The sequence below is a fragment of the Moraxella sp. CTOTU49097 genome, from assembly GCF_032064105.1.
GTDB classification, from domain to species: domain Bacteria; phylum Pseudomonadota; class Gammaproteobacteria; order Pseudomonadales; family Moraxellaceae; genus Faucicola; species Faucicola osloensis_B.
The window spans coordinates 53,894-77,004 of sequence record NZ_DAMBOA010000009.1; the positions used below are offsets into that span (position 1 = coordinate 53,894).

18 protein-coding genes are annotated in these 23,111 nt (G+C 44.7%); 9 read left to right on the plus strand and 9 right to left on the minus strand.

The genetic code is table 11. The features are described from left to right. A complete protein-coding gene (locus tag RT064_RS07135; protein WP_313062626.1) occupies positions 1–882 on the minus strand; it encodes an MBL fold metallo-hydrolase in 882 nt (293 codons plus the stop codon). Between the two features lie 284 nt (positions 883–1,166). On the opposite strand from RT064_RS07135, the gene RT064_RS07140 reads away from it, so the two are divergent. The 5 genes from RT064_RS07140 (at position 1,167) to RT064_RS07160 (ending at position 4,839) form a co-directional block, all read left to right on the plus strand. Continuing rightward, a complete protein-coding gene (locus RT064_RS07140) occupies positions 1,167–1,475 on the plus strand; it encodes a metalloregulator ArsR/SmtB family transcription factor (RefSeq protein WP_409519542.1) in 309 nt (102 codons plus the stop codon). Next, complete coding sequence (locus RT064_RS07145) at positions 1,460–3,280, plus strand: SulP family inorganic anion transporter (RefSeq protein WP_313062627.1); 1,821 nt, start codon at positions 1,460–1,462, stop codon at positions 3,278–3,280. Before RT064_RS07140 ends, RT064_RS07145 begins: the two co-directional genes overlap by 16 nt. A 66-nt stretch (positions 3,281–3,346) precedes the next feature. Further along, the gene (locus RT064_RS07150; protein ID WP_313062628.1) at positions 3,347–3,679 is read left to right on the plus strand and encodes a protein tyrosine phosphatase family protein; all 333 of its coding nucleotides are present in this window, start codon (positions 3,347–3,349) and stop codon (positions 3,677–3,679) included. 29 nt (positions 3,680–3,708) lie between these two features. Next, entirely contained in the window at positions 3,709–4,158 is a 450-nt protein-coding gene (locus RT064_RS07155) for a YaiI/YqxD family protein (RefSeq protein ID WP_313062653.1), read from the plus strand. A gap of 6 nt (positions 4,159–4,164) precedes the next feature. Then, positions 4,165–4,839 carry a hypothetical protein gene (locus tag RT064_RS07160; protein WP_313062629.1) on the plus strand — a complete coding sequence of 225 codons (675 nt, stop codon included), beginning with the start codon at positions 4,165–4,167 and terminating at the stop codon, positions 4,837–4,839. A gap of 13 nt (positions 4,840–4,852) precedes the next feature. Here the strand turns inward: RT064_RS07160 and RT064_RS07165 are convergent, their stop codons facing one another. The 6 genes from RT064_RS07165 to ahpF all read right to left on the minus strand — a co-directional run bounded on the left by RT064_RS07165 (position 4,853) and on the right by ahpF (position 13,532). Beyond that, entirely contained in the window at positions 4,853–5,332 is a 480-nt protein-coding gene (locus RT064_RS07165; RefSeq protein WP_312276443.1) for a DMT family transporter, read from the minus strand. Between the two features lie 30 nt (positions 5,333–5,362). Next, a complete protein-coding gene (gene epmA / locus RT064_RS07170) occupies positions 5,363–6,328 on the minus strand; it encodes an EF-P lysine aminoacylase EpmA (protein WP_313062630.1) in 966 nt (321 codons plus the stop codon). Positions 6,329–6,435: 107 nt separating this feature from the next. Continuing rightward, positions 6,436–7,539, minus strand: coding sequence for a 4-phosphoerythronate dehydrogenase (locus tag RT064_RS07175; protein WP_313062631.1), 1,104 nt, complete (start codon positions 7,537–7,539; stop codon positions 6,436–6,438). A gap of 118 nt (positions 7,540–7,657) precedes the next feature. Then, the gene (locus RT064_RS07180) at positions 7,658–10,768 is read right to left on the minus strand and encodes a hypothetical protein (protein WP_313062632.1); all 3,111 of its coding nucleotides are present in this window, start codon (positions 10,766–10,768) and stop codon (positions 7,658–7,660) included. 55 nt (positions 10,769–10,823) lie between these two features. After that, positions 10,824–11,726 carry a 3-hydroxyacyl-CoA dehydrogenase gene (locus tag RT064_RS07185; protein ID WP_313062633.1) on the minus strand — a complete coding sequence of 301 codons (903 nt, stop codon included), beginning with the start codon at positions 11,724–11,726 and terminating at the stop codon, positions 10,824–10,826. 222 nt (positions 11,727–11,948) lie between these two features. Then, positions 11,949–13,532, minus strand: a complete 1,584-nt coding sequence (gene ahpF, locus RT064_RS07190) for an alkyl hydroperoxide reductase subunit F (protein ID WP_313062634.1) — start codon at positions 13,530–13,532, stop codon at positions 11,949–11,951. 338 nt (positions 13,533–13,870) lie between these two features. Here ahpF and RT064_RS07195 point away from each other — a divergent pair, with 338 nt between their 5' ends. After that, a complete protein-coding gene (locus RT064_RS07195) occupies positions 13,871–14,095 on the plus strand; it encodes an HP1242/YdcH family protein (RefSeq protein ID WP_135888383.1) in 225 nt (74 codons plus the stop codon). A 166-nt stretch (positions 14,096–14,261) separates the two neighbouring features. On the opposite strand, the gene cytX is transcribed toward RT064_RS07195, so the two are convergent. Together cytX and ahpC are read right to left on the minus strand one after the other, a co-directional pair. Beyond that, entirely contained in the window at positions 14,262–15,461 is a 1,200-nt protein-coding gene (gene cytX / locus RT064_RS07200; RefSeq protein ID WP_313062635.1) for a putative hydroxymethylpyrimidine transporter CytX, read from the minus strand. Between the two features lie 139 nt (positions 15,462–15,600). Further along, positions 15,601–16,167 (minus strand): alkyl hydroperoxide reductase subunit C, encoded by a 567-nt coding sequence (gene ahpC / locus RT064_RS07205; protein ID WP_060996294.1) that lies wholly within the window; start codon positions 16,165–16,167, stop codon positions 15,601–15,603. 571 nt (positions 16,168–16,738) lie between these two features. On the opposite strand from ahpC, the gene RT064_RS07210 reads away from it, so the two are divergent. The 3 genes from RT064_RS07210 to RT064_RS07220 are packed head-to-tail and all read left to right on the plus strand — an operon-like array spanning position 16,739 to position 23,019. Further along, positions 16,739–17,707 carry a hydrogen peroxide-inducible genes activator gene (locus RT064_RS07210; protein ID WP_313062636.1) on the plus strand — a complete coding sequence of 323 codons (969 nt, stop codon included), beginning with the start codon at positions 16,739–16,741 and terminating at the stop codon, positions 17,705–17,707. A gap of 6 nt (positions 17,708–17,713) precedes the next feature. Then, positions 17,714–19,237, plus strand: coding sequence for an exonuclease SbcCD subunit D C-terminal domain-containing protein (locus RT064_RS07215; RefSeq protein WP_313062637.1), 1,524 nt, complete (start codon positions 17,714–17,716; stop codon positions 19,235–19,237). Continuing rightward, positions 19,234–23,019 (plus strand): SbcC/MukB-like Walker B domain-containing protein, encoded by a 3,786-nt coding sequence (locus RT064_RS07220; RefSeq protein ID WP_313062638.1) that lies wholly within the window; start codon positions 19,234–19,236, stop codon positions 23,017–23,019. The genes RT064_RS07215 and RT064_RS07220 overlap by 4 nt, the downstream gene beginning before the upstream one ends. Positions 23,020–23,111 lie beyond the last annotated feature (92 nt).

The following is a 23,111-nucleotide window of genomic DNA, read 5'->3' on the forward strand; positions in this document are numbered from 1 at the left end:
TTATGATAATTGATTTAAGGGAATTTTAAGGTAGCGAACGCCATTGTCTTCTGGTTTTGGCAATTCACCTGCATTGATGTTAACTTGTACCGATGGCAAAATCAAACGTGGCATTGCAAGTGTTTTGTCACGTTGGTTACGCATTCGTACAAATTCTGCCTTAGGCGTCCCTTGTTTGACATGAATGTTGCATAATTTTTGCTCACCGACACACACCGTTGCGATATGCTCACGCCCGCCCTTGGGTGGGTAATCATGGCAAAGATACAGCAAAGTATCATCGGGCAAGGCTAATAAACGCTGAATCGAGTCATACAAATCCTCGGCACTACCATGGGGAAAGTCACAGCGTGCAGAGCCGACATCAGGGGCAAAGATAGTATCACCGACGAATACCGCAATTTTTTCTTTGCCCGCGCTTTTATCCGTCACTTTATATGCCATATCGGCTGGGGTATGACCCGGTACATGCATGGCTGTAATGCTCAAATCACCCAGTTTTAGCTCGCTGCCTTCCTCGGTCAAAATATCGAATTGACTGGCGTCGGTGGCTAGGTCGTCAAAGTTAAAAATGGTTTTAAAGGTTTTCTGCACCTTATCGATATATTTACCGATCACTACTTTACCGCCTAACTGCGCTTTGATATAAGGCGCGGACGATAAATGATCGGCATGGGTGTGAGTTTCGATGATATAGTCCAAGCTCAACGCTTGTGATTTGACAAACCCAATGACGTTATCGGCATTGTCATAGCTAATTTTGCCGGCTGCGGGGTCAAAATCCAATACTGGGTCGATGATGGCACAGTGTTTGCTAGCTTCATCAACTAAGACGTGGGTAAAAGTTTCAGTGTCTTTGTCTAAAAAAGAATGAATGTTCATAAGTTTTCCTGTTATCTAAAAACGCTTTTGGCATATCTTTATGGCAATTTCAACTGAAAAAACACTTTATACTTTTGTATAATAGCCGCATTGCAAGGCGTTGCTCAATTCATTATATTATTTTATAATATGTTTTTCAATATATTGTATTGGCGTAAACGTTTATTGATTTTAAAATTATGTGATAAGTTTGATGGTAGCACCAGTTAGTATCAGCCATCAAAACACTATGGGGAAAAGTCATGTCTGAAATTGCCGAACCGCAGTCCGATGCGCCTGTGTCGATGGATGCAACCATGCTCGATCAAATGCACGCTGCCGCAGGAGAAGCCAGCCAGTTGTTAAAATCGTTATCTCATCCTGACCGGTTGATGCTGCTGTGTCAATTGACGCAAGGTGAGCATTGTGTGAGCCAGCTTGAAGAGAAAGTGGGACTGGGTCAACCAAGTCTGTCGCAGCAATTGGGGATTTTGCGTAAAGATGGTTTGGTCAACACCCGCCGCGAAGGCAAACAAATCTATTATTCAGTCGCCAGTGACGATGCCTTAGCCATCCTCAATGTACTGTATGATCGCTTTTGTCAGACAAAATAATTAAATCTAAAGCTGACCAGTCTGCTAGTTTATTGGAAGGTAATTTATCGGACGCTAATTTATCAGATAACCACTTTATCGGGATAACCACCTTGCCATTACCTGCAGCCTACTTGCGACGATTACCCCACTGGGTAACGCACTATAACAAGGCAAATCTTAGTCAAGATTTGTTGGCGGGTGTTATCGTGGGTATTTTGGTGATTCCGCAAAGTTTGGGCTATGCCATGCTGTCAGGGTTGCCCCCTGTGTATGGGTTATATTCAGCGATTGTGCCGGTACTGGTATATGCGTGGATTGGCGCAAGCTCGGTCAATGCCGTCGGTCCTGTGGCGATTACGGCGATTATGACCGCGCAAGCGCTGCAGCCCTATAACGAGTTGCCGCCGATGCATTATGCCATTATGGCGTCGTTTTTGGCGCTGATAACAGGGGCACTATTGTGGCTAGCAAGCGTGTTTCGGCTTGGCTGGATTACCCAGTTTATTAGCCGTGGCGTGACGGCAGGGTTTATTAGTGGCGCGGCAATTTTGATTTTGGTCGGGCAAATCAAATATGTGACGGGTATCGCGATCAGTGGCAATTCACTGCTAGAGAATGTTGAAACCTTTTTGTTTCATCGCCGTGAGTTGCACGTGCCCACCTTGATGGTCGGTGTTGCGGCATTCACCGTCCTAATTATCAACCGCTATTATCTTAAAACTTGGCTCAAGCCTTTATTGGCTGCCAAAGTCATTGAGGTCATCACGCGTATGTTACCCCTTGCGGTGCTGGCAATCGGTATTATCGCCAGTCAAGTTGGCAACTTTGCCGATATGGGTATTCGCACGGTGGCGGATGTACCCAGTGGTTTGCCGCATTTTGTGCTGCCGTTTTATCAGATTTCGCCCGTTGAACTCATTAATTTATTACCTGCAGCCGGATTGATGGCGCTAATTGCATTTGTCTCTAGCAACTCGGTTGCCAGCTCATTTGCCCGACAACGCAATGAACCTTACGATGCTAATCTAGAACTCAAAGGGTTGGGCTTTGCCAATATCGCAGGTGCGTTTTTTCAGTCGTTTACCATTGTCGGTGGCTTCTCACGCACCGCGGTAAATGTCGATGCGGGCGCGCAAAGTCCCCTTGCCAGTATGTTATCGGTACTGGTGATGGCATTGGTGCTGCTGTTTTTTAGCCAGACTTTAGAGCCACTGCCCTATGCCATATTGGGCGCTATTATCATGTCAGTGATTATCAGTATGATTGATGTGCAAACACTCAAGCAAGCGCTGCGCTATGACAAACTCGATGCGCTAGCATTTGGCGTGGCACTCACAGGTGTGTTATTGTTTGGGCTAAATGTTGGCTTGGTGGCGGGGCTGTTAGCCTCCTTTGCAGGCTTGATTTGGCAAACCAGCCACCCGCATATCGCGATTGTGGGTCAAATTGGTGATACCGGGCATTTTCGTAATGTTGCACGCCATGCAGTGACCCAGTTTGAGGATTTGTTAATCATTCGCATTGATGAAAGCCTGTTTTATGGCAATGCCCAGTCCGTACTACAGTTTATTGAGCAAGCGATTGCCAGTCATTCACAGACTAAAAATCTGGTACTGATGTTATCGGCAGTCAATCATATCGATTTGACAGCACAAGATATGCTCATCAATCTAAACCAAAATTTGGCGGCTCAAGCTATCACCCTACATTTTTCGGAAGTCAAAGGGCCTGTGATGGATGTGATTGAAAAAACCGATGTGATTCAAAAATTAACCGGCAAGGTATTTTTAAGTACGCAACAAGCCGTTAAACAATTAACCTAATAAATATACTTGTCGCAGTCAGTAAAAACATGAATAATCAACCCTAACTTTATAAGGAAACACAACATGCCAAAAAATACTGTTTTTTATGGTCAAATTGAGCCACAGCAAGTTGACAAAATCGGCGCGCAGGGCTTTAAAACTATCATCAACAACCGCCCCGATGGCGAAGAACCCAACCAACCGCTGCAAACGGATATCGCTACTAAAGCACAGCAAGCAGGGCTCGCCTATCATTATCTACCGGTCGTTGCTGGTCAATTAACCCGTGAGCAAGTTGAGCAGTTTGCCGAGATTTTTAATCAAGCAGAAAAACCCGTGTTTATGTTCTGCCGTTCGGGCAACCGCTCAAACGTGTTATTCCAGTCTGCCAAACAGCTTGATTTGCTAGACGACTAATCCTTTTAGTGAAAGCCATGACAGCAAAAATCACCCTGTGGATAGACGCTGACGCAATTCCCAATATTGCCAAGCAAATCATCATCAAAACCGCGGAGCGCACGCAGACGACCACGATTTTTGTTGCCAATCGTGCCATTGCTTTGCCGCGGCTGCCAATTTTGCAGATGACAGTGGTCGAAGGCGGTTTTGATAAGGCGGATGACTATATCGCAGCGCACTGTGTAGAAGGCGATGTGGTCATCACCAGCGACATTCCACTTGCCAATGACTGCCTTGAAAAAGGCGCCAAGGTAGTCACGTCTCGCGGTTTTGTGTATGACAAAGACAACATCAAGCAAAAGCTTAATATGCGCGATTTTATGGACACCATGCGAAGTACGGGCGTGTTAGAACCTTCACAGCAAGGTGGACAAGCCCCCTATAGCGACAAAGACAAACAAGCCTTTGCCAATATTTTGAACGCTTGGATTCGCTAGTTGATTATGCTAAACCCCATTCATACCATCAAACAACTCTATCACCTTGACCAGACTGATGGTCTTGAGATAGGTATCAGCCGCGATATCGTCGAATCGCATGAAAAACAGTTGGGTATCGAGCTGCCGCCCCTGTTGTATCATTATTTGCTCGAGCTAGGTAGTGGCGCGTTCAATACCAGTTATCATCAATTTGTCGAATTACCATTTGAGCACTTAGGCGATTATATTGTGATTGGTAAAACTTGCGATGACGATACGGTATGGGGTATTCATGTCGATGACCCAAAACAACTCAATCCCATGGTGCAAATGAGCCGCAACTTTGATGCGATTGAACAAAGCGAAATTCATTGGTTTGATGAATTGCCACTGGCGGAGTTCTTACTGGCGCAAGCGATTGTCAATGGCGTCAATGGTGGATTGAAACACCATACCCAAATTTATGATTTTGATGGACGGTCAATTCCAGCTGATTTGAGTGAAAAATTACAGCATATCGCCAGTGAAATCATCGAACTGCGTCAACCGCATGAGCGCTATTTTCAAGCGGAAGATTTTGGTGTGGTAATGTTACTGGGTATGGATGAGTCTATTCCCAATGCCTTTATGATTGCTTCGCAAGATGAACACACATTCAATGACTACATCCATCAATTAGCGATTGGATTTGAACATTGACCTAAAAATAGCCTTATGACGATTTAGCAAACCATTTTTGTCCAAACATAAAAAACGATACGCCCACCAGCATCAATACAATCCCCAAAAATTTACTCCAATGCAGCGTTTTAACAGGCATACCAAATAAACCCAAGCTATCCACCACCATGCCCATGACCAGCTGACCTAAAATAAACAAAAACACCGTATTGGCAACACCGATTTTTGGCGCTAAAAAAATCGACGCAAAAACAAAAAACGCGCCCAGCGCACCGCCAAGCCATTTCCACCAATCACTGATTTGCATGTCTGATAGACCCGATTGCACCGCTTGCCAATCGACAAATAGCAAAGACACCAAGAACAATAATAGCGCGCCAACCGTAAACGATACAAATGCTGCCATTAACGGTTGACCACCAAACATTGCACCCAATCGGGTATTAATCGCTGCTTGAATCGGGATGCCCAAGCCTGCCATCAGCCCCAAAAATAAATGCCAAAGTTTCATATCAATTCCTGTTTGTTGAGTTCACTGCTGTTAGGCGTGAGGGGTGGGTAAAGCGATGACATCGCGGATATGGGTTTTGCCCGTTTTAATCATTAGCAGTCGATCGAGGCCAAGCGCAATGCCACTACAAGCTGGCAGGGCATCACAAGCTGCTAGCAGGTTCTCGTCAATTGGCATCACAGGTAGCCCGCGTTTTTTGCGTGCCACATTGTCTTCATCAAAGCGCAGACGCAGCGCTTGTCCATCAGCCAACTCATCATACGCATTGGCGATTTCAAGACCATTGATATACAGCTCAAAGCGTCTAGCCACCCGATTGCCATCTTTGTCTGTGACTGTCTTGGCGAGCGCGGCAGTGGCGACAGGATAATCATAGATAAGTGTCGGTAGCGCTTTTCCCAAATTAGGCTCCACCAAATGACTAAATAACAAATCTAACCAGCCTTGGTGATCCTCCCCCAAATCAATGTTAAGACCATTATCTTTGGCGATGGCTTTGAGGGTATCGCAACTGGCATTGAAGGGATGAATTTTAACAAAATCCATAAAGGCATCCACATAGCGATAATGGTCAAAAATCACCGGATAGCCGAGTACCGCGGACACCAAGTCATTGGTCTCTTTTGCCAGTTCATCCAAGCTAAAATTGGGACGGTACCATTCAAGCATGGTAAATTCAATGTTGTGGCGACTGCCAATTTCGTTGTCGCGAAACACGGGACAAATCTGGTACATCGGCACTTGCCAAGCTGCCAATAGACGCTTCATGGCAAATTCGGGTGAGGTGTGCAGATAATAGGTTGTTGGATGGTCGGCCACAGTGACATTGCTAGAGACGGATTGCAAAAATATATCGGTATTGCCCGCCTGTGACATCACTGGGGTTTGCACTTCTAGCACCTGCCGCTCGGCAAAAAACTGGCGAATGGTGGCGTACATCGCAGCACGGGCTTGGGCGGTTTGTAGGGTGCAAGTAGGTTGATAAGTGGTTGACATAGCAGTTTGGATAGTTGGATTTGCGACAATATTAGCAGACCCAAAAAAAATAGCTAGTATTTTCCCATACTGGCTATTTTTGCTTTATGTCACGGTGAACATTTTTATCAAATTTTAAACACGTATGATTGCCATTCACGGCGCAGCGGATAATTTTTACGCAGGTTATCAAAGTCTTTGCCTTCAATATCACCGTTTGCGTTTGCCACACTACGTAAACGCTTGTCATCGGCTTTTATATCATACATCACAGGAATTTTATTGAGCAGTTGGTGGCGCTCGTGGTCTTTGAGTGGGTTATGCACTTTTTGAAACAGCGGCACTTCAACTGGCATTAAGGTATGAAAATCAACCGTTGGGGCAACCTGTAAATAGTTGCATAAGGCATTGTAGACAAACTGTGTGCCCCTAAGTTTGCCTTCTAGGGTATAACCTGCGATATGCGGGGTGACGATACTACAGGCTTTGAGCAGCTCTGCATCGATATTGGGCTCGTGCTCAAACACATCGAGTACACATACATTCGGACTTGCGACAATATCATCACGACCGAGCACTGCACCGCGCGAGGTATTGATGATGATGGCAGTGTCGGACACGGTTTGCCAGCGCGCTTGGGTCATCAGATAGTCGTGATGGGTGGGATATGAGCTGTTGTGCGCATGCGTCAGTGGCACGTGAAAGCTAATCACATTGCTTTCTTGCAGCACAGTTTCAAGTTTGGCGTTGTTCACCACCGACGGTGGTTTGAGTGGGTCATAGCCCAGCACATTCCAGCCATAGGAAATCGCATATTGCGCTAGCGTATTACCGATATTGCCCACCCCAATAATGCCAAGGTTGATGGGTTTAAATAAATAGTCAGGGCGCAAATTGGCAATCGCTGCCACCACATATTGTGCAACCGAATGCTTACTACAGCCAGCGGCATGGGCAAAAATGATACCGCGCTTGGCGAGGTACTCCACATCGACATGGTCGATGCCGATGGTGGCACTACCGACAAATTTGACGCTTTTATTGTTGTCTAATAACAACTTGTTGACAGGCGTGACGGAACGTACCAGCAAAATATCAGGCTGATACTCATCTATCACAGCCGCGTCAATCTCACGCCCTGCCATCGCAATCAATTCGATGGGTCGCCCTAAAGTGTGTTCATTAAAAAAATCGCTTAAATGAGCAATATTGCCATCAGCAATAATTTTCATATTGTATCCCTATCTTTCTTTTTGTTGTCATAATCCAACTTACAGACCGTTAGCATAACAAATTTTTATGACCTTTTGATGCGTATGCTGACTTTTTTCAAATAAAAATTGGGCAAATTTATCGCATGAATTTGACCAGTATCACCATGATAATCAAAACAAGCATCCCACCGATAGCAATCACTAGGAGTTTTTTATCTTTAGCGGTATCTTTGGTGGATAATTGGGTTTGTAAGCGTAGCTTGTCATTCATCAGTTGCTGCGTCAACTCATTGGAAAGCGAGGATGGCGGCATTGCCTTTGGTGTCTGTAATGTTTGTGAGGTCTGTGATATTTTGGCTGCCTGTGCTGTCTGGGGTGTTGACGCTATCGATGGCTGTAAAGTTGACTTTACATCAGCAAGTTTTTGCCCAGTCGTTTGTTGAATAGGTGCTTGTTGAATAGTCGCTTGTTGCAAACTGCCCTGTGGTTTAGCAGCAGTTTGAACAGGCTTTTGCGGTTTGTCTGACATCAATCCGATAGCTGAACTTTGTTCTCGGCTGGGTGCTCGATTGGGTGCTCGGTTGGGTTTAAATTTTGGCCATAGCCGCTTTTGGGTTGCGGCATCGGTGCTATCCTGTGCGTATTTTTGCTGCCAGTGGATATAGGGAAGTAAATCATAATCTTGCCCAAATTGCTCATAAGCCAAGCTTAGCCAATAGTGATAATAGGCTTTATCCCATAATTGGCTAGGCAATACCATAATTTCGCCCTGCTCGGCTTTATTTTGGTAAGCATTAGTATGAATAATAATGGGCACTATGCTGTTTGATAAAATGCCATTGGGTAAATGACGCCGCCAAATCCAACTGGTAGTTATCCGATAGTTTGTCGCTGCGATACTGGCTGGATAAGCCAAATTAAACACCCTAGATGTGTCCTCTTGGCAATGTAATTGATAAAATGCTACGTCGGGCGTAGCATTTGGCGGCTGATTGACTGTACCAATCGCATCCATTAATTGACTTGCCTTGGCTTGCAAATCTTCTACCCTTGCTTGCCCGCTTGGATCAAACAAAATGTCGGCACAACTAACCCGATGGTTGGCAAAAGGCGTATCTCGTTCCTCTTCTGACATAGGCTTGGTTAACGCTGCATCAGATTTTATCACGACGCCCCACACCACTTTGCCATAGCGATATAAATCCTCGGTCGCTTCTACTTGGCGATACAGTTCATCTCTAATTAAGTTATCACTAACGTATACCTGCAAATAGCTTTGTTCGCGGTGGCTGGCTTGCAAAATATGTTTGGCCAAATCAAACCTGCGCCAATCAATGCTGTTATAGTCAAACGCTGCCATATTCACATTGGTTTGGCTATCAAGTATCGGCAATAGCGCAAAATCAAAATGCGTCACCAACTGCGTATTTTGTTGTTGGATACGCTGGTCTTTGGGCGGCAATACCCAGCTATCAAGTTGATTGACATAGGCATCTTGCCACAGCGTTTTGACCGCGGTATTTTGTGTTGAGGGTGTGCTTAGCAGTGCTTGGTAAAAGTGCGTGGTTAATGCAGCTATTTGTTCTGAGGTAAGCGCTGTTTGTGCGCTGTTTTGATGACTGACTAACGGATAAATTTTTAGACTGTGCCAATCATTGGCGGACTGATACGGCAATACAAGCTGCAGCTGTAAGCGAGGGTTTTCATACACCCATATCTCAATCACAATCCCTTCGGTGCGCCCCATCGGCAAATTGGTATAGCTATCAAAACAGCCAACGATTATGGGGGCTAATTGTGGGTTTTGATGCAGCGTTTGGTAGAGGCTATCAATCAGCGTGTCTGTATCTGTATCTATGTTTGTGTTTTTTTCTATGTCTGTATCTAAATCCGTATCGCTAGGAGATAACAACTTAATATTGGATGGATTAAATGCGGTTAATTCATCGGCTGTATTGTCGCTGCTATGGGCTTGATACACACAAGGTACAATCGGCTGACCTTGTGATAGCCTCGATAGCACAGATGCCACCAATGTACCCGCCGCTTGCATGGCTGACGTCCAAAGCGTTGGCAAGTCAGCGGTAGCGCTCACAGTATCTTGATAAGGATAAACCGCTAGGTGACCTGCATTTTGCCGTTGTAAAATATCCGCAAACTCAGCAGCGGTAGTTGGAAAACTACTAGCAAGGCCAAATAACCGATTGGTCACTACCAGCATCGGCGTGCGATAGCAGTCCTCAAACAGCAGCACAAAACTATGCTCAAGGCATTCAGCAAACGCCTCGCCCAAGCTGTCATACATCTGCGCAAAAGATACCCAGCGCACGGGCGCATTGGCCAAGCGACTGCTAGTCACGCCAATATAAAACCCCAGCAAATAGCAAAATGCTTGCCGTGAGGCGTCTTGCAAAAAGTCCAGATAATCCGCTTGCGTAAACCTAAACGCCTGCTGAATAGCCGATAATGCCTCATCAATTTGCACTAAGCTATCACGGCTATTATCAAAATTTACCGCTGCCAAATAGGTAGAAAATGCGATAGCGGCGTCCTGTAGTTTGCCTGTTTTCACTTTTGCCAAATAGCCCTGACACACCGCCTCAGGCGATTGCAATAAGTTGACTTGCGATTGCTGATAGAGGGTCTGCGTCATCTGAGCAATAAACTGTGGCAACACATCCTTACTCTGCAGCAAATCTGGTAATAGCTTAAGCGGTTGGCAATACACCTTTTGCCCGATACGCGCGGTGAGTGACGCGTAAAAATCGGCAGGTAACTGTGACTGGATGGGGTACTTATTTTGCCGTGCCAGTTGCGCTGACATCCTGTCATAGTCATACCAAGCAATCGGTTGCCCAGTGGTTTTGGCTAAATAGTCTGCAATATAAGCGGCGAGCGCTACTATAAGTGCTTGCCCACTTTGGTTTGCCAATAATTGTGGCAACTGAATGTGGCGTTTTGCCATTGCCGCAAAAAACCGACTGAGCTGTTGTAGGCTATTGGCTGAATAATCAAAGTCAATCTTTTGCAAGTTTTCCCAAAACAGTATCTCAAACGGCGGTGTCTGCTTGGTCTGCAAATAATATAATAAGGTGTTGACTTGTTGGGCGGTAGTCGGCTTCATCGGGTTTTTTGGCAACAATTTTTTATCATTTTGGGGTAAATTGTTGGCTTTGGCAAGTGCTAGCCGTGGGTGCTGCCGCAATAAAAAAACCAAGCCCATTTTGTATGAATGGGCTTTTGTCATCTACTGGCTTTTAAATACTGACTTTTAGATTCTGACTTTTAAAATTTTTTGACGTTTATTTTAAAAAATCAGGGTTTTTATAAGCCGGGTTTGGATAATCATAAAAACCCTTCCCCACTTCAAACCCTGTGCGACCTTTATCGATCAGTTCGGTTTGCAGTTTTTGGATAAATCGCTCGGCAGTTTTCGAGCCTGTTTTGGCTTTTTGCTGGCTGATATTAACAATGGTATTAACCCCTACGATATCCATCATGGCAAACGGTCCCATCGGTGCACCTGTGCCAATCATCCAAGTTTTATCAACGGTCTGCGGATCGGCAATGTCATTGGCATATAAGTGCATACCGGCATTTAAGAAAGGCACTAATAGGGTATTTAAGATATAACCAGGTTGTTCTTTATTGAGGGGTAACGCCACCATGCCAATGGCTTTGGCATAAGCAACAATGCTGTCAAATACCGCAGGGTCAGTATGTGCTGAGCCCATGACTTCTGCGGTGTTGTTCACCCAGATACGGTTGGCAAAGTGTAACGCCAAGAATTTATCAGGGCGACCTGTGGCTTCGACCATTTGGCTAGGAATCAACGTTGAGCTGTTACTGGCAAAAATCGTGTGACTTGGGGCTACCTTTGCCAGCGCCTTATAAAATTCATTTTTGATATCAAGGACTTCTGGTAAGGCTTCAATCACCAAATCAGCCTGCGCCACGGCTTCGCCTAAGTCAGTCACATAGCGAATCGCATGGGTGATTACTTGGGCTTGGGCTGGGCTTTTGTCATAGAATTTGGCGTAGATGGGCATGAGTTTTGCGATGCGCCCTTTGACTTTTTCGGGCTCTTGATCAAAGATTGTGACGTTAAAGCCAAAAAAGGCATTTTGCATGGCGATTTGAGAACCCAGTACGCCGCCGCCGGCTATCGTCACCTGCTTGATGGATGAAGTATTTGCTGTTGTCATGATTTATTCCTTTAAATCGCTATGATTGTTTGCAAGTTATTGTAGCGGATTTTGGGTAGTATGCCTACCTCACAATATAGACTGACAAGGCAACACCATATTAGCCGCCAAAAAAATTAGCCGCCAAAAAAAGTTACCTGCCAAAAAAAGTTACCTGCCAAAAAAAAGCCAAACTATGACGTTTGGCTTTTTGTAAAAAATAACTAAAAAACAGGTGAAAAATTATTGCAACATGAGGTATTCAAACGCACTGAGTGCCGCTTTACTACCTTCGCCCATCGCAATATTAATTTGCTTAAACGGTACAGTAGTCACATCACCACAGGCGAAAATCCCGGGTTTGTTGGTTTGGCATTTCTCATTTATTTCGATTTCACCAAATTTGGTCACCTGTACCAAATCTTTGACCAATTCCGAGTTTGGCACCAGTCCGATTTGCACAAAGATAGCAGATACTGGCAATTCTTTGTTTTCACCGGTGGTACGGTCTTGGTAAATTAGCGAACTGACTTTACCATCGGTTGCTTTAACTTCTTGGCTCGCTACACTTGTCATGATATCGATATTATCGCGCTCTTTGGCTTTATTAATCAATACTTGGTCTGCTTTGAGTGTGTCAGCAAATTCTAACACGGTCACGTGTTTGACAATGCCTGCCAAGTCAATTGCCGCTTCAATCCCTGAGTTACCGCCGCCCACAACTGCCACGTCTTTGCCTTTAAAGAAAGGACCATCACAGTGCGGACAGTATGCGACGCCACTACCGATATTTTCGTCTTCACCTTTGATATTAAGCTTACGCCATTTTGCCCCCGTGGCGACGATAATCGCACGCGTGCTAAAACTTTCACCGGTATTAAGCGTGATTTGGTAGGTTGGCTTATCCTCGCCTTGCTCATTCATTTGTGCAGAATTTTCGGTGATGGATGTCACGCTTACCATTTCTTTAACCGTGATACTATAAGCGGTGATATGTTTGACAAAATTGGCAGATAATTCATTACCATTGGTCAATGGGATTGAAATCAAGTTTTCGATATCTTGGGTATCTTTCACTTGCCCACCGATACGATCAGCTACCATGGTCACTTTTAAGCCTTTACGTGCCACATAAATGGCTGCCGCCACGCCCGCAGGTCCGCCACCGATGATGGTTACATCTTGCTGCTCAAGCTGTTCGGCTGCTGCAGCACTGCTCATCAAATCTGGATATTGCTGTTGCAGTTTCTCGATGAGTTTGGCAGTGTCAATTTTACCATTGGCAAAAGGTTTACCATTTAAATATACCGCAGGTACGCCTTGGATATTACGCTCGTTAATCATGTCTTGGAACACACCACCATCAATCATTTCATTGCTGATGTTGTCGTTCAATAACGCAAATTGGTTCAGCGCTTGCACCACGTCTGGACAGTTGTGGCAAGATAATGACACGAAAGTTTCAAATTTTAGTGGCTGTTTAATCGCCTTAATAATATTTTGAATACCTGGGTCAAGTTTGAGTTCACTACCACCAGATTGTAAAATCGCCAAAATCAATGAGGTAAACTCGTGACCCCCTGGAATACCACTAAAAATAATGCCCGTATCTTTGTCTTGACTACGGATTTTAAAACTCATCGGTGATAGATTGGCATCGAATTGTTGACTCAAACGAATCTTGTCAGTAGTGCCTGCAATTTGGGTCAAAAAATCCACCAATTCAGCGCGCTGTTCATGTTCACCCTCACCCAACACAAACTCAATCGGGCGAGTCATACGTTCGCTATAACTTTTTACTGCATCTAATAAACCTTGATCTAACATGGTAGTTTCCTTCTAGTTATTGGGTAAGTCGTTTTGTTAACCTTATTATTGTGATTTTTGTGGGCTTTGACAATGTGAGAAAGTTGATAGCTATGTTTTAAAAAACAAAACGTTTATTATTTTACATAACAAAATATTAATACATAAATTGCCTCAATCCATTGATGATGGGGCTTTTTCCCCCTCACCAATTGTTACCGATTAGCGTATAGTCAACCAGGCGATTTTTCGTTACAATGCTAATAAGACAAATGCAATATACTAACTCAATCAAATTTGTCTTATGAGCTGAACCCTTTGCATTATTTTTTACATACAACCAAAAAAAGGAAAGGACTATGTTTCCAGAACATCGCGAACTTATTAGCAAACTAAAAACTTCTGATAAATACTTTGAAAAACTATTTGATAAACACAATGACTTAGATGCTCAAATCATTAACCTAGAAAAAGATCCTATTGCAGCGGGTAGCCGTGATGACGAAATTGAAGCATTAAAAAAACAAAAACTACAATTAAAAGATGAAATCTATAAAATCTTAGAAGACAATAAAAATAAATAAGTTCTAAGCTAAATTTAAGCTAAATTCGATTTTATTGATTAAAGCCCTGTTCGTTGTGACAGGGCTTTTGCTATTGACACCAAGTGTAAGGCTTCAATCAACCAATCAACGCTACTATGAAAAAAATTGGACTGTAAAAAAACTGTTTTAAGCGTGGCTGACAGCACTATTTTTTTGTGAATACATTAACCAAGAAGCATAACAGCATCGTTACCATAATCACCGGCAAGGTATTCCCGATATCGAGTGGATGGGCAAGCCAATAACGATACAAGCAAAAACCAATCGCCCAGACAATCAAATTTTTGACATTAAAACGCTGTTTGATACCGGTATTTTTTAAAATAAAAAAGTCCACAATTTGAATGGCTGCCATTGGCGCAAACACTGAGCCTAAAAAGTATAAAAATTCAGTGATATCATCCATGGGAAACAGCATCGCTGCGATAGTACAGATGAGAGTAATGCCAATTGCCAAGCCTTTTTCTGGGAGTTTTTGCCACAGTGAGACACCCGACACGCCTGCCGAGTACGCATCCAAAAATGTGGTTGTCACCGTCGCGAGCACAATCAACAATAACCCAGTCACGCCCAATCCAAGCTGTAACAGCATTTGGGCAAAATCTGAGGTTTGGGTATACAATGCCATGCCCAGTCCAATCGCATACATCCACGCACTCATCACCCCATAGCTCACGGTGCTCACGAGTGTCGCTTGCAAAGGTTTTTGCGCATTGCGAGTATAGTCACTCACCAGTGGCAACCATGATAATGGCATAATTACCGCGAGCTCCACGGCTGCCCCAAAGCTCATCGCTGCTGCCACGTCTTTTGTCGCTGCCACATCCCCAGCACCTAACTTAAATAATTTAAACGACAAAATAAGCGTTAACATAAATAACCCAGATACGGCCAACGCATTTATTTTGCCAAAGAAGCGGTTGCCCATCCACAGCCACAGTACAATCAGCGCGCCAATCACACCACACCAGGCGGCTTGTCCGATAGCCCAAATCCCATTGACCGCCAATGCCCCATCATAAATCATGATGGCTGTCCAGCCGACCAATTGCACAACATTTAGCAAAGCAAAAAGCATCCCACCTTGAAAACCAAAACTACCCTTCACTGTTTCCATGGCACTTTTGCGTTGGGTTGCCCCAATATAGCCGACTAGAAAAAATAGCACTCCCCCTATCATATGCCCAATGACAATGGCTAACAAGCCACGCTCCCACCCCAATGGCGCAAGGTAGGTGCCCGTCAAAATCTCAGCGATTGACACAGCTGCCCCTGCCCATAGCAAGGCGTAATGGCTACTTGTGGTCTGACTGCCAGTTTGGTGGGTGGTTTGTGCGCTATCCATGGTTATTTTCTCAAGCTTCAAAGAAGCTGATTTTATCATTGTTAACAACAGTAGTTGAATAAAAAAAACCCCAAATCTTTCAATTTGAGGTTTTTAATTTTATCTAATTGTCAGTCAATGAAACATTTGACCATCAAGATTAGATTTTACCGACTAAATCTAGGCTTGGTTTTAAGGTTTCTTTACCTTTTTCCCATGCCGCTGGACATACTTCACCGTCGTTGTCACGCACGTATTGAGCCGCTTGGATTTTACGGATTAAGTCTTTGGCAGAACGACCGATACCTAAGTCATGAATTTCTGCTACTTTGATTTTACCGTCTGGGTCTACCAAGAAAGTACCACGAAGGGCAGCGTTGTCTTCTTCAATCATCACGTTAAAGCCGCGAGTGATTTTACCAGTACCATCGCCAAGCATTGGGTATTTTACTTTAGCGATTGCAGGTGACGCATCTGCCCATGCTTTGTGTACAAAATGGGTGTCTGTCGATACCGCATAAACTTCTACGCCTAGACCTTTGATTTCTTCGTAATGGTCTGCCATGTCTTCAAGTTCAGTTGGGCAAACAAAGGTAAAGTCATGTGGGTAGAAGAAAAACACTGCCCATTTGCCTTTAACGTCATCTGATGAGATTTCTTTGAATTCACCATTCACAAATGCTTGCGTTTTGAATTCTGGAATGGTTTGGTTGATAATTGCAGCCATGAATTTTTCCTTATATAAGCTATTGTTGTGGTTAAAAATTTAGCAACATCACCATTTGACAAAGCCAAATCAGTGAGTGCTATATTGATAACACAAATTTGATGTCATTGGCAACCTAGCTTTTTAGGCTTCTAGCTTGTTAGGCTATAGTCGGTTGCTGTTTTTTACCCATCAAACGTTGTTATCGATGGGTTTATCTTAGTACAATTTAAGATTCAGTCTAGTTTAAAGTTTTTAATTGATTGATTAAATTTTTAAATTAACCTTGAGGATTTTGCTTTGTAGTTTCAATCTTTAGGCTATCTTGTAATTATTTTGAAAGGCTCGATAATGAGTTTACTGTCAAGACCAAATTAATGATAGATTAAAGAAGATTCCACTCGTAAAAGCACACAAAAATGGTAAACTAAATTTGAAATGATTCGGTTCATTGAAATTTTTAGCATGCCTCTTTTGCGTGTTGTTTGCTAGGGTAGCCGTCAGTTTTTTTACCTTTTTATCTTTTTATTTATCTTTAACTAAAACGCGTTAGCGACGATTTTACGCTATTTTAAAGGTTAAAATTCAAACCATGATTACATTACGACAATTAGAATTTGCATTGGCAGTTGCCAAGTATAAGCATTTTAAACGGGCAGCAGAAGAGTGTAATATTTCACAATCTGCTTTAAGCTTGGGGATTGCAGAGCTGGAAAAACAGCTTGATACCCAAATTTTTGAGCGTAACAACAAACAAGTGCTAATCACCCCGATTGGGGAAGAAATTCTTGAGCGAGCCTCGCGGATATTTGCCGAAGTCAATGATTTGGTGACCCGCGCCCAAACGCACCAAACCCCACTCGCCTACCCGATGACGATTGGTATCATTCCAACCATTGCGCCGTTTTTGCTGCCCAAGGTATTGCCGCTACTGCGCCAACAATTCCCACAGTTTCAGCTCAATGTGGTAGAAGAACAAACTGAGCGACTGCTTGAAAAAGTCCGTTATGGCGCGATTGATACCGCCATTATTGCGCTGCCTTACAATACTGACGGCATGCTATCATTTGAGTTTTGGTCAGAGACGTTTTTGGCGGTATTTGCTAAAGACAGTAAACATGCCAACTTACCTAGCATTAATGCCGATGAGTTAGCCAACAGTAACTTGATGCTGCTAGGCGAAGGGCATTGTTTGACCGATCATGCTCTATCGGTATGTCACCTCGATAAAAGCCGTGTCAAACACGCCTTTAGTGAAGCAAGCCTGCATACGTTGATTCAAATGGCTATCAGCGGTATGGGCACCACGCTAGTCCCGCAAATGGCAGCTGGGCAAGTGCGCCAGCAAACTGACAATGTGTCGTTAGTGCCGCTCAATGAAGCCGGTCCGCATCGCCGCTTGGCGTTTGTCACCCGTCTCAACTATGCGCGGGTCGATGATGTTAATCTATTGGGTCGCTTGTTTGCCCAAGGGTTACACGATAGCGAATTGGCGTCTGCCTCGCTAGCCACCGCAGACGCTGAGTCCATGACTTCAGCGAAGCCCGCCACAGAGGCATAATTTTTTATGCTCACTTTATTACATACATCAGATTGGCATTTAGGGCGTAGGCTTTATGGTAAGCCACGCTACGATGAATTTAAGCAGTTTTTAGACTGGCAGTTACAGACGCTGCGTGAGCAAAAAGTCGATGTGCTATTGATTGCAGGGGATATTTTTGATACCACCGCACCCAGTAACCAAGCGCAAAATTTATATTATGATTTTTTAAGTCAAGTTTGCGATACCGATTGTCGCCATGTGATTATCGTAGCGGGCAACCATGATTCAGCCAGTTTTTTGGAGGCGCCCAAACAGCTACTCAAAGCCTTTAACATCCATATCATCGGTAGTATGACAGATACGCCGACTGACGAAGTGATTACGTTATCAGATAAAGCAGGGCAAGCTGAGCTCATTGTCATGGCAGTGCCCTACTTACGTGACCGTGATGTACGAACCGTCGGGCATGGCGAACGATTGGATGATAAAGAACGAAAACTTGCCCAAGGCATCAAAGCCCATTATGCACAGATTGCCGATATTGCGATTGCGCAACAAGCGCAGCTCAAAGCCAAATATAAGCGTACTATTCCGATTGTGGCAACAGGACACTTATTTACCGTCGGCGGGCAAACGATGGAAGGCGATGGGGTGCGTGATTTGCATGTCGGCTCACTCGGTAGTATCGGTGCTGAGATTTTTCACCCACAGATTGACTATGTGGCGCTTGGGCATTTGCATATCCCGCAAGCGGTTGGCGGACAACCACACATCCGTTACGCTGGTTCACCCATTGCCATGGGTTTTGGCGAAAGTCGTCAACAAAAACAAGTGCATTTGCTGCGATTTGATGCCAATCCTGACTTACTGTCTCAGCCATTACAGACTTTAACCATTCAAAAAAAACCGCTTGTCTCTGCACCAACCCCTGTCAACAAACGCAAAAGGGTGAGCCATGAGTCGATGGATTTATTTGCGGATGAAGCGTTGCCCGAATCAGCAATGCTTGAAGCCATAAATACAGAGGCTGAGATTAACGCAAAGGTTGACGCACAAGCGACCTCTAAAGCACAGTATGATACACCCAGTGAACATCTAAACGGGCAGCTTAGTGGACAGCCTTACAATGTAGCCAAGCTTAGCGATACTACCCTCCTGCAATCGCTGCCTGTTCCTGTGTTCCAACCCATCCAAACGCTCAAAGGCGATTGGCAAACCATCAAAACCCGCTTACACACCCTAAAAAATTCCCAACAATCGGTTTGGCTTGAAGTGGTGTATGACGGGCAAGAAGTCGTGGGTGATTTATCAGAAAAAATTGCAGAACTGGTTAAAGACGCTAGGCTTGAAGTACTACGCATCAAAAATCAGCAAAAACGCGATCAGGTGATGCAAAGCCAGCGCATCGATGAGTCGCTTGAAGAGTTAAACCCAACACAAGTATTTGAACGCTGCCTAATTGCCCATCAAGTGCTAGAAGAACAAAAACCCATGTTATGGTCAAGATATACTGAAGTGCTTGAAAGCTTGCAAGGGGGGCAGCAATGAGAATCTTAAAGCTACGCTTTCAAAACCTTAATTCATTGCAAGGCGAATGGGAAATTGACTTTCGTCATGCCGCGTATGCCGATGAAGGTATTTTTGCCATCACAGGCTCGACAGGGGCGGGTAAAAGCACCATTTTAGATGCCATTTGTCTTGCCTTATACGGAGCGACGCCACGCTTGGGCGAGATTACCCAAAGCAAAAATGACCTCATGTCACGCCATACCGGCGAATGTTTGAGTGAAGTAATTTTTGCCACCAAAAGTGGCAGTTATCGCTGTACTTGGCTACAAAAGCGCGCCAGAAAAAACCCCGAAGGCAACTTGCAATCGCCAACGCACGAAATCGCCCCTTTTACCGATGACGCTGCAAATTTGCCACCGCTTGAAACCCAAACCAGAAAAACTAGAAAACTGGTCGCTGAATTCACCGGCATGGATTTTGACCGTTTTACCCGTGCCATGCTACTCGCGCAAGGCAGTTTTGCTGCTTTTTTGCAAGCCAATAGCGATGAGCGCTCCAATCTGCTCGAAGAAATCACTGGCACCGAAATCTATGGCGATATCTCAAAAAAAGTACACGAGTTTAAAACCCAATCAGACGCTGAACTTAAGACCCTCACCGATCGCTTATCAGGCATGACGGTGTTATCTGATGAAGAAATACAAAGCCTAACCTCACAAAAAAACGCTCTGGTTGACATCGTCAATGAAACCCAAACCGCCATGACTAAAATCGAGTCTGATAAGCTATGGCGACAAAACCTTGACGCATACACGCACCAAATCCATAAGCTTGAGCATGAAGCACGCAACCTTGCCGAGCAAGAAAGCCAATTTGCCCCACAAAAAACCCGACTACAGCGCGCACTAAAAGCCCTTGAAGTGTCGGGTGATATTAAAAAACTTGATTATCAGCGTGATTTATTGAGTGCACAGCTCAGTGATCTTGCCAGTTATCAACACCAGCTACCCACCGCCGAACACAATTGCCAACTTGCTAAAAAAAACCAAGATGAGCATCAAGCCCAAGCCCAGCAAACCGAAACTGACTGGCAACACGCCCAACTGTTATTAAACCAAGTGCGCAAGCTTGACACTACCCTTGGGCAAAAAAATCAGTACGCTCAAGAGATTGCGCAGCAGTTGTCACAGCTTAGTGAGCAATTGGCGCATAATGCCCAAAGCATTGATAGTCAGCAGCAGCAGCTTGTCAGCCAGCAAGTAGAGCGTGAACAGCTTATCCAAGCGCAGCAGCAAATCCCCCATGCAACAACCTTGCCTCAAACATTAGCCTCCCTCACCCAGCTACAAGAAACTAGCCAAGCATTTAGTCAGCAAGCGCAGACATTAGCCACCGAACAGCAGCAGTTACAAGGTGATTTTCAGCACAATGAGCAGCAAGCCAGCGCTCTGCAATCACAGCTTACGCAGTTGCAATCACAAATTTCTCAGCAGCGACAAAACTTAGAGAGCCAAACCAGTCACTTACATCATCTGACACAAGGGCAATCAGCGGCAGCATTGCGCCAGCAGGTTGAAACTTATTGGCAAACCGACCAGCAGCTTGCCGCCATGCAAAGCGATGTGCAGACTTGGCAAACCAACCTACAACACTATCAGCAATTTGTGCAGCAGTTAGCCGAGGGTCAAACTCAATTGGCTCAGATTGCTAGCCAAAGACTAACTAGCGAGCAGCAACAACAAGCCGCCGAGCAAACCGTCGATTTGTTAAATCGCAACTTAATTTTATTGGCAAAAATTCAAGATTTGACCGATGAGCGCGATAGATTACGCCACGGCGAACCTTGCCCGCTGTGTGGCTCAACCGCGCATCCTTTTGCCACCCATCAGCCCTACACACCTGATGATACAGAGCAACAATTAGCGCTTGCCAAACAACGACTTGATGACATCAATCACCAATTACAGCAGTTATTGCTTAAAGAACATGCACTCACTAATAGCCAGCAACAGCGCAATGAGCATTTGCAGCACTTACAGTCACACAATCAACGTTTATTAAATCAATTACAACTTGCCAGCCAATACCTTATACATGCTCAGCCTGTACAACAGGCAATTGAAGCATTGCCGCTCGTTGCATCCCCCAGCACCGATGACGATACAGACCACCAAGCCCTTCAAACATTGGCGACGACAATCCAGACTCAACAAACCAACAATCAGCAGGCTTTGGCAGCGCTGCAAGATTCACTGACGCAAATCGAAGCCGTACAATCCGAGCAGCAGCAAACCCAGCAGCGATTAGCAGAACTGAGCGAGCAATACCATGATGTTTTGCAGCAACAAACCCTGCTACAAAATCAGCAGCAACATCGCCAAGACAGAATCCGCGATATTGATGCCCAGCAATTGGTTATCGCCGAGAAACAACATCAAGTAATACAGCGCATTGACAAGTTACTGATGCCGTTTGCAACGCGCGAGCACACTTTTAGTTTTGATATCACACAGGATGTGAATGTCCAATTAAATCAGCATATCGATACCCTTGTGCAACTTTTACAGCGCTATCAAGGATTAGAAACTAAGCTTAGCCATATCAATGACACCATCACAGGCATTGAGCAAGCGCTCACGCGATTGGTGGCAGACCAGCACCATTTAACCCAAAATCAACGCCAAACCCGTCAGCGACAGCAAGCATTGGCGCAAGAGATTAGCGAGCTACAGGCGCAGCGATACGCCTTGTTTGGCGAACAAGCGGTAGACATCGTCTCTCACGCGTTAATCCAAGCAAAAAATCAGGCTTTGCAGGATTATCAAGCCAGCCAAACAGCCTTTCATGAGCAGCTAAGTCAGCTGCAGATTTTGCAACAACAAATCGCATCTTTGACCACTAGCACCACCCAACTAAAAATTGCCCAGCAAAGCCTACAAGCCGATATTCAGCAGCGTTTTGCGACATTGGGTTTTATGGATGAGGCGGATTATCGCGCTGCGGTGTTAGTCGATACCGAGCGGGAACGCTTACAACAGCTTGCCAGTCAACTCCATGACAACCAGCAGCGCAATCATAACCTACTGTCTGAAGCCAAACGCATACAGCAGCGGTTACTTGCTCACCCCCAAACTGCGCTGTCACTTGAACAATTGCTCGATGCGCTTGGGCAATTGCAACAGCAATTTAGCGAGCAGCAAAAACAATTGGGCGCCGTTGAACAGCAGCTAGCAGCCAATGAAGCCCTTAAACAAAACCAACAGCAACTATTAGATGCCATCAACCAACAACGCAACCATACCGAAGAATGGAAGGTATTGCATCAGTTGATTGGTTCAAGCGATGGCAAAAAATTCCGTAACTTTGCCCAAGGCTTGACCTTTAATATCATGGTTGCCCACGCCAATGAGCAGCTCAAAAAAATGAGCGACCGTTATTTGCTGATAGCTAATAGCGAGCAGCCCTTGATGCTCAACGTGATGGACAATTACCAAGGCGGGCAAATCCGCACCAGTAAAAATCTATCAGGCGGTGAGAGTTTTATTATCAGCTTGTCGCTTGCATTGGGACTATCAAATATGGCCAGTCACCGCATGCAAGTAGATTCGCTGTTTTTGGATGAAGGTTTTGGTACGCTGGATGAAGAAGCGCTCGATGTAGCGCTCGACACCCTAACCAACCTACAGCAATCGGGCAAGCTAATTGGCGTGATTTCCCATATTCAGGCACTCAAAGATAGAATCAGCAGTCAAATCCAAGTAGTGCCGCAAACAGGGGGCATCAGTAGAATTATCGGTGCCGGTATTACCAAGATTAGTTGACTCAGGCTAGATTTGGTTAAGCCAAATTAAGTTAAAATAAGTTAAGTTAATCTAATAAATTAAGCGGCGCGGCGAACCCATCGTAACAATCG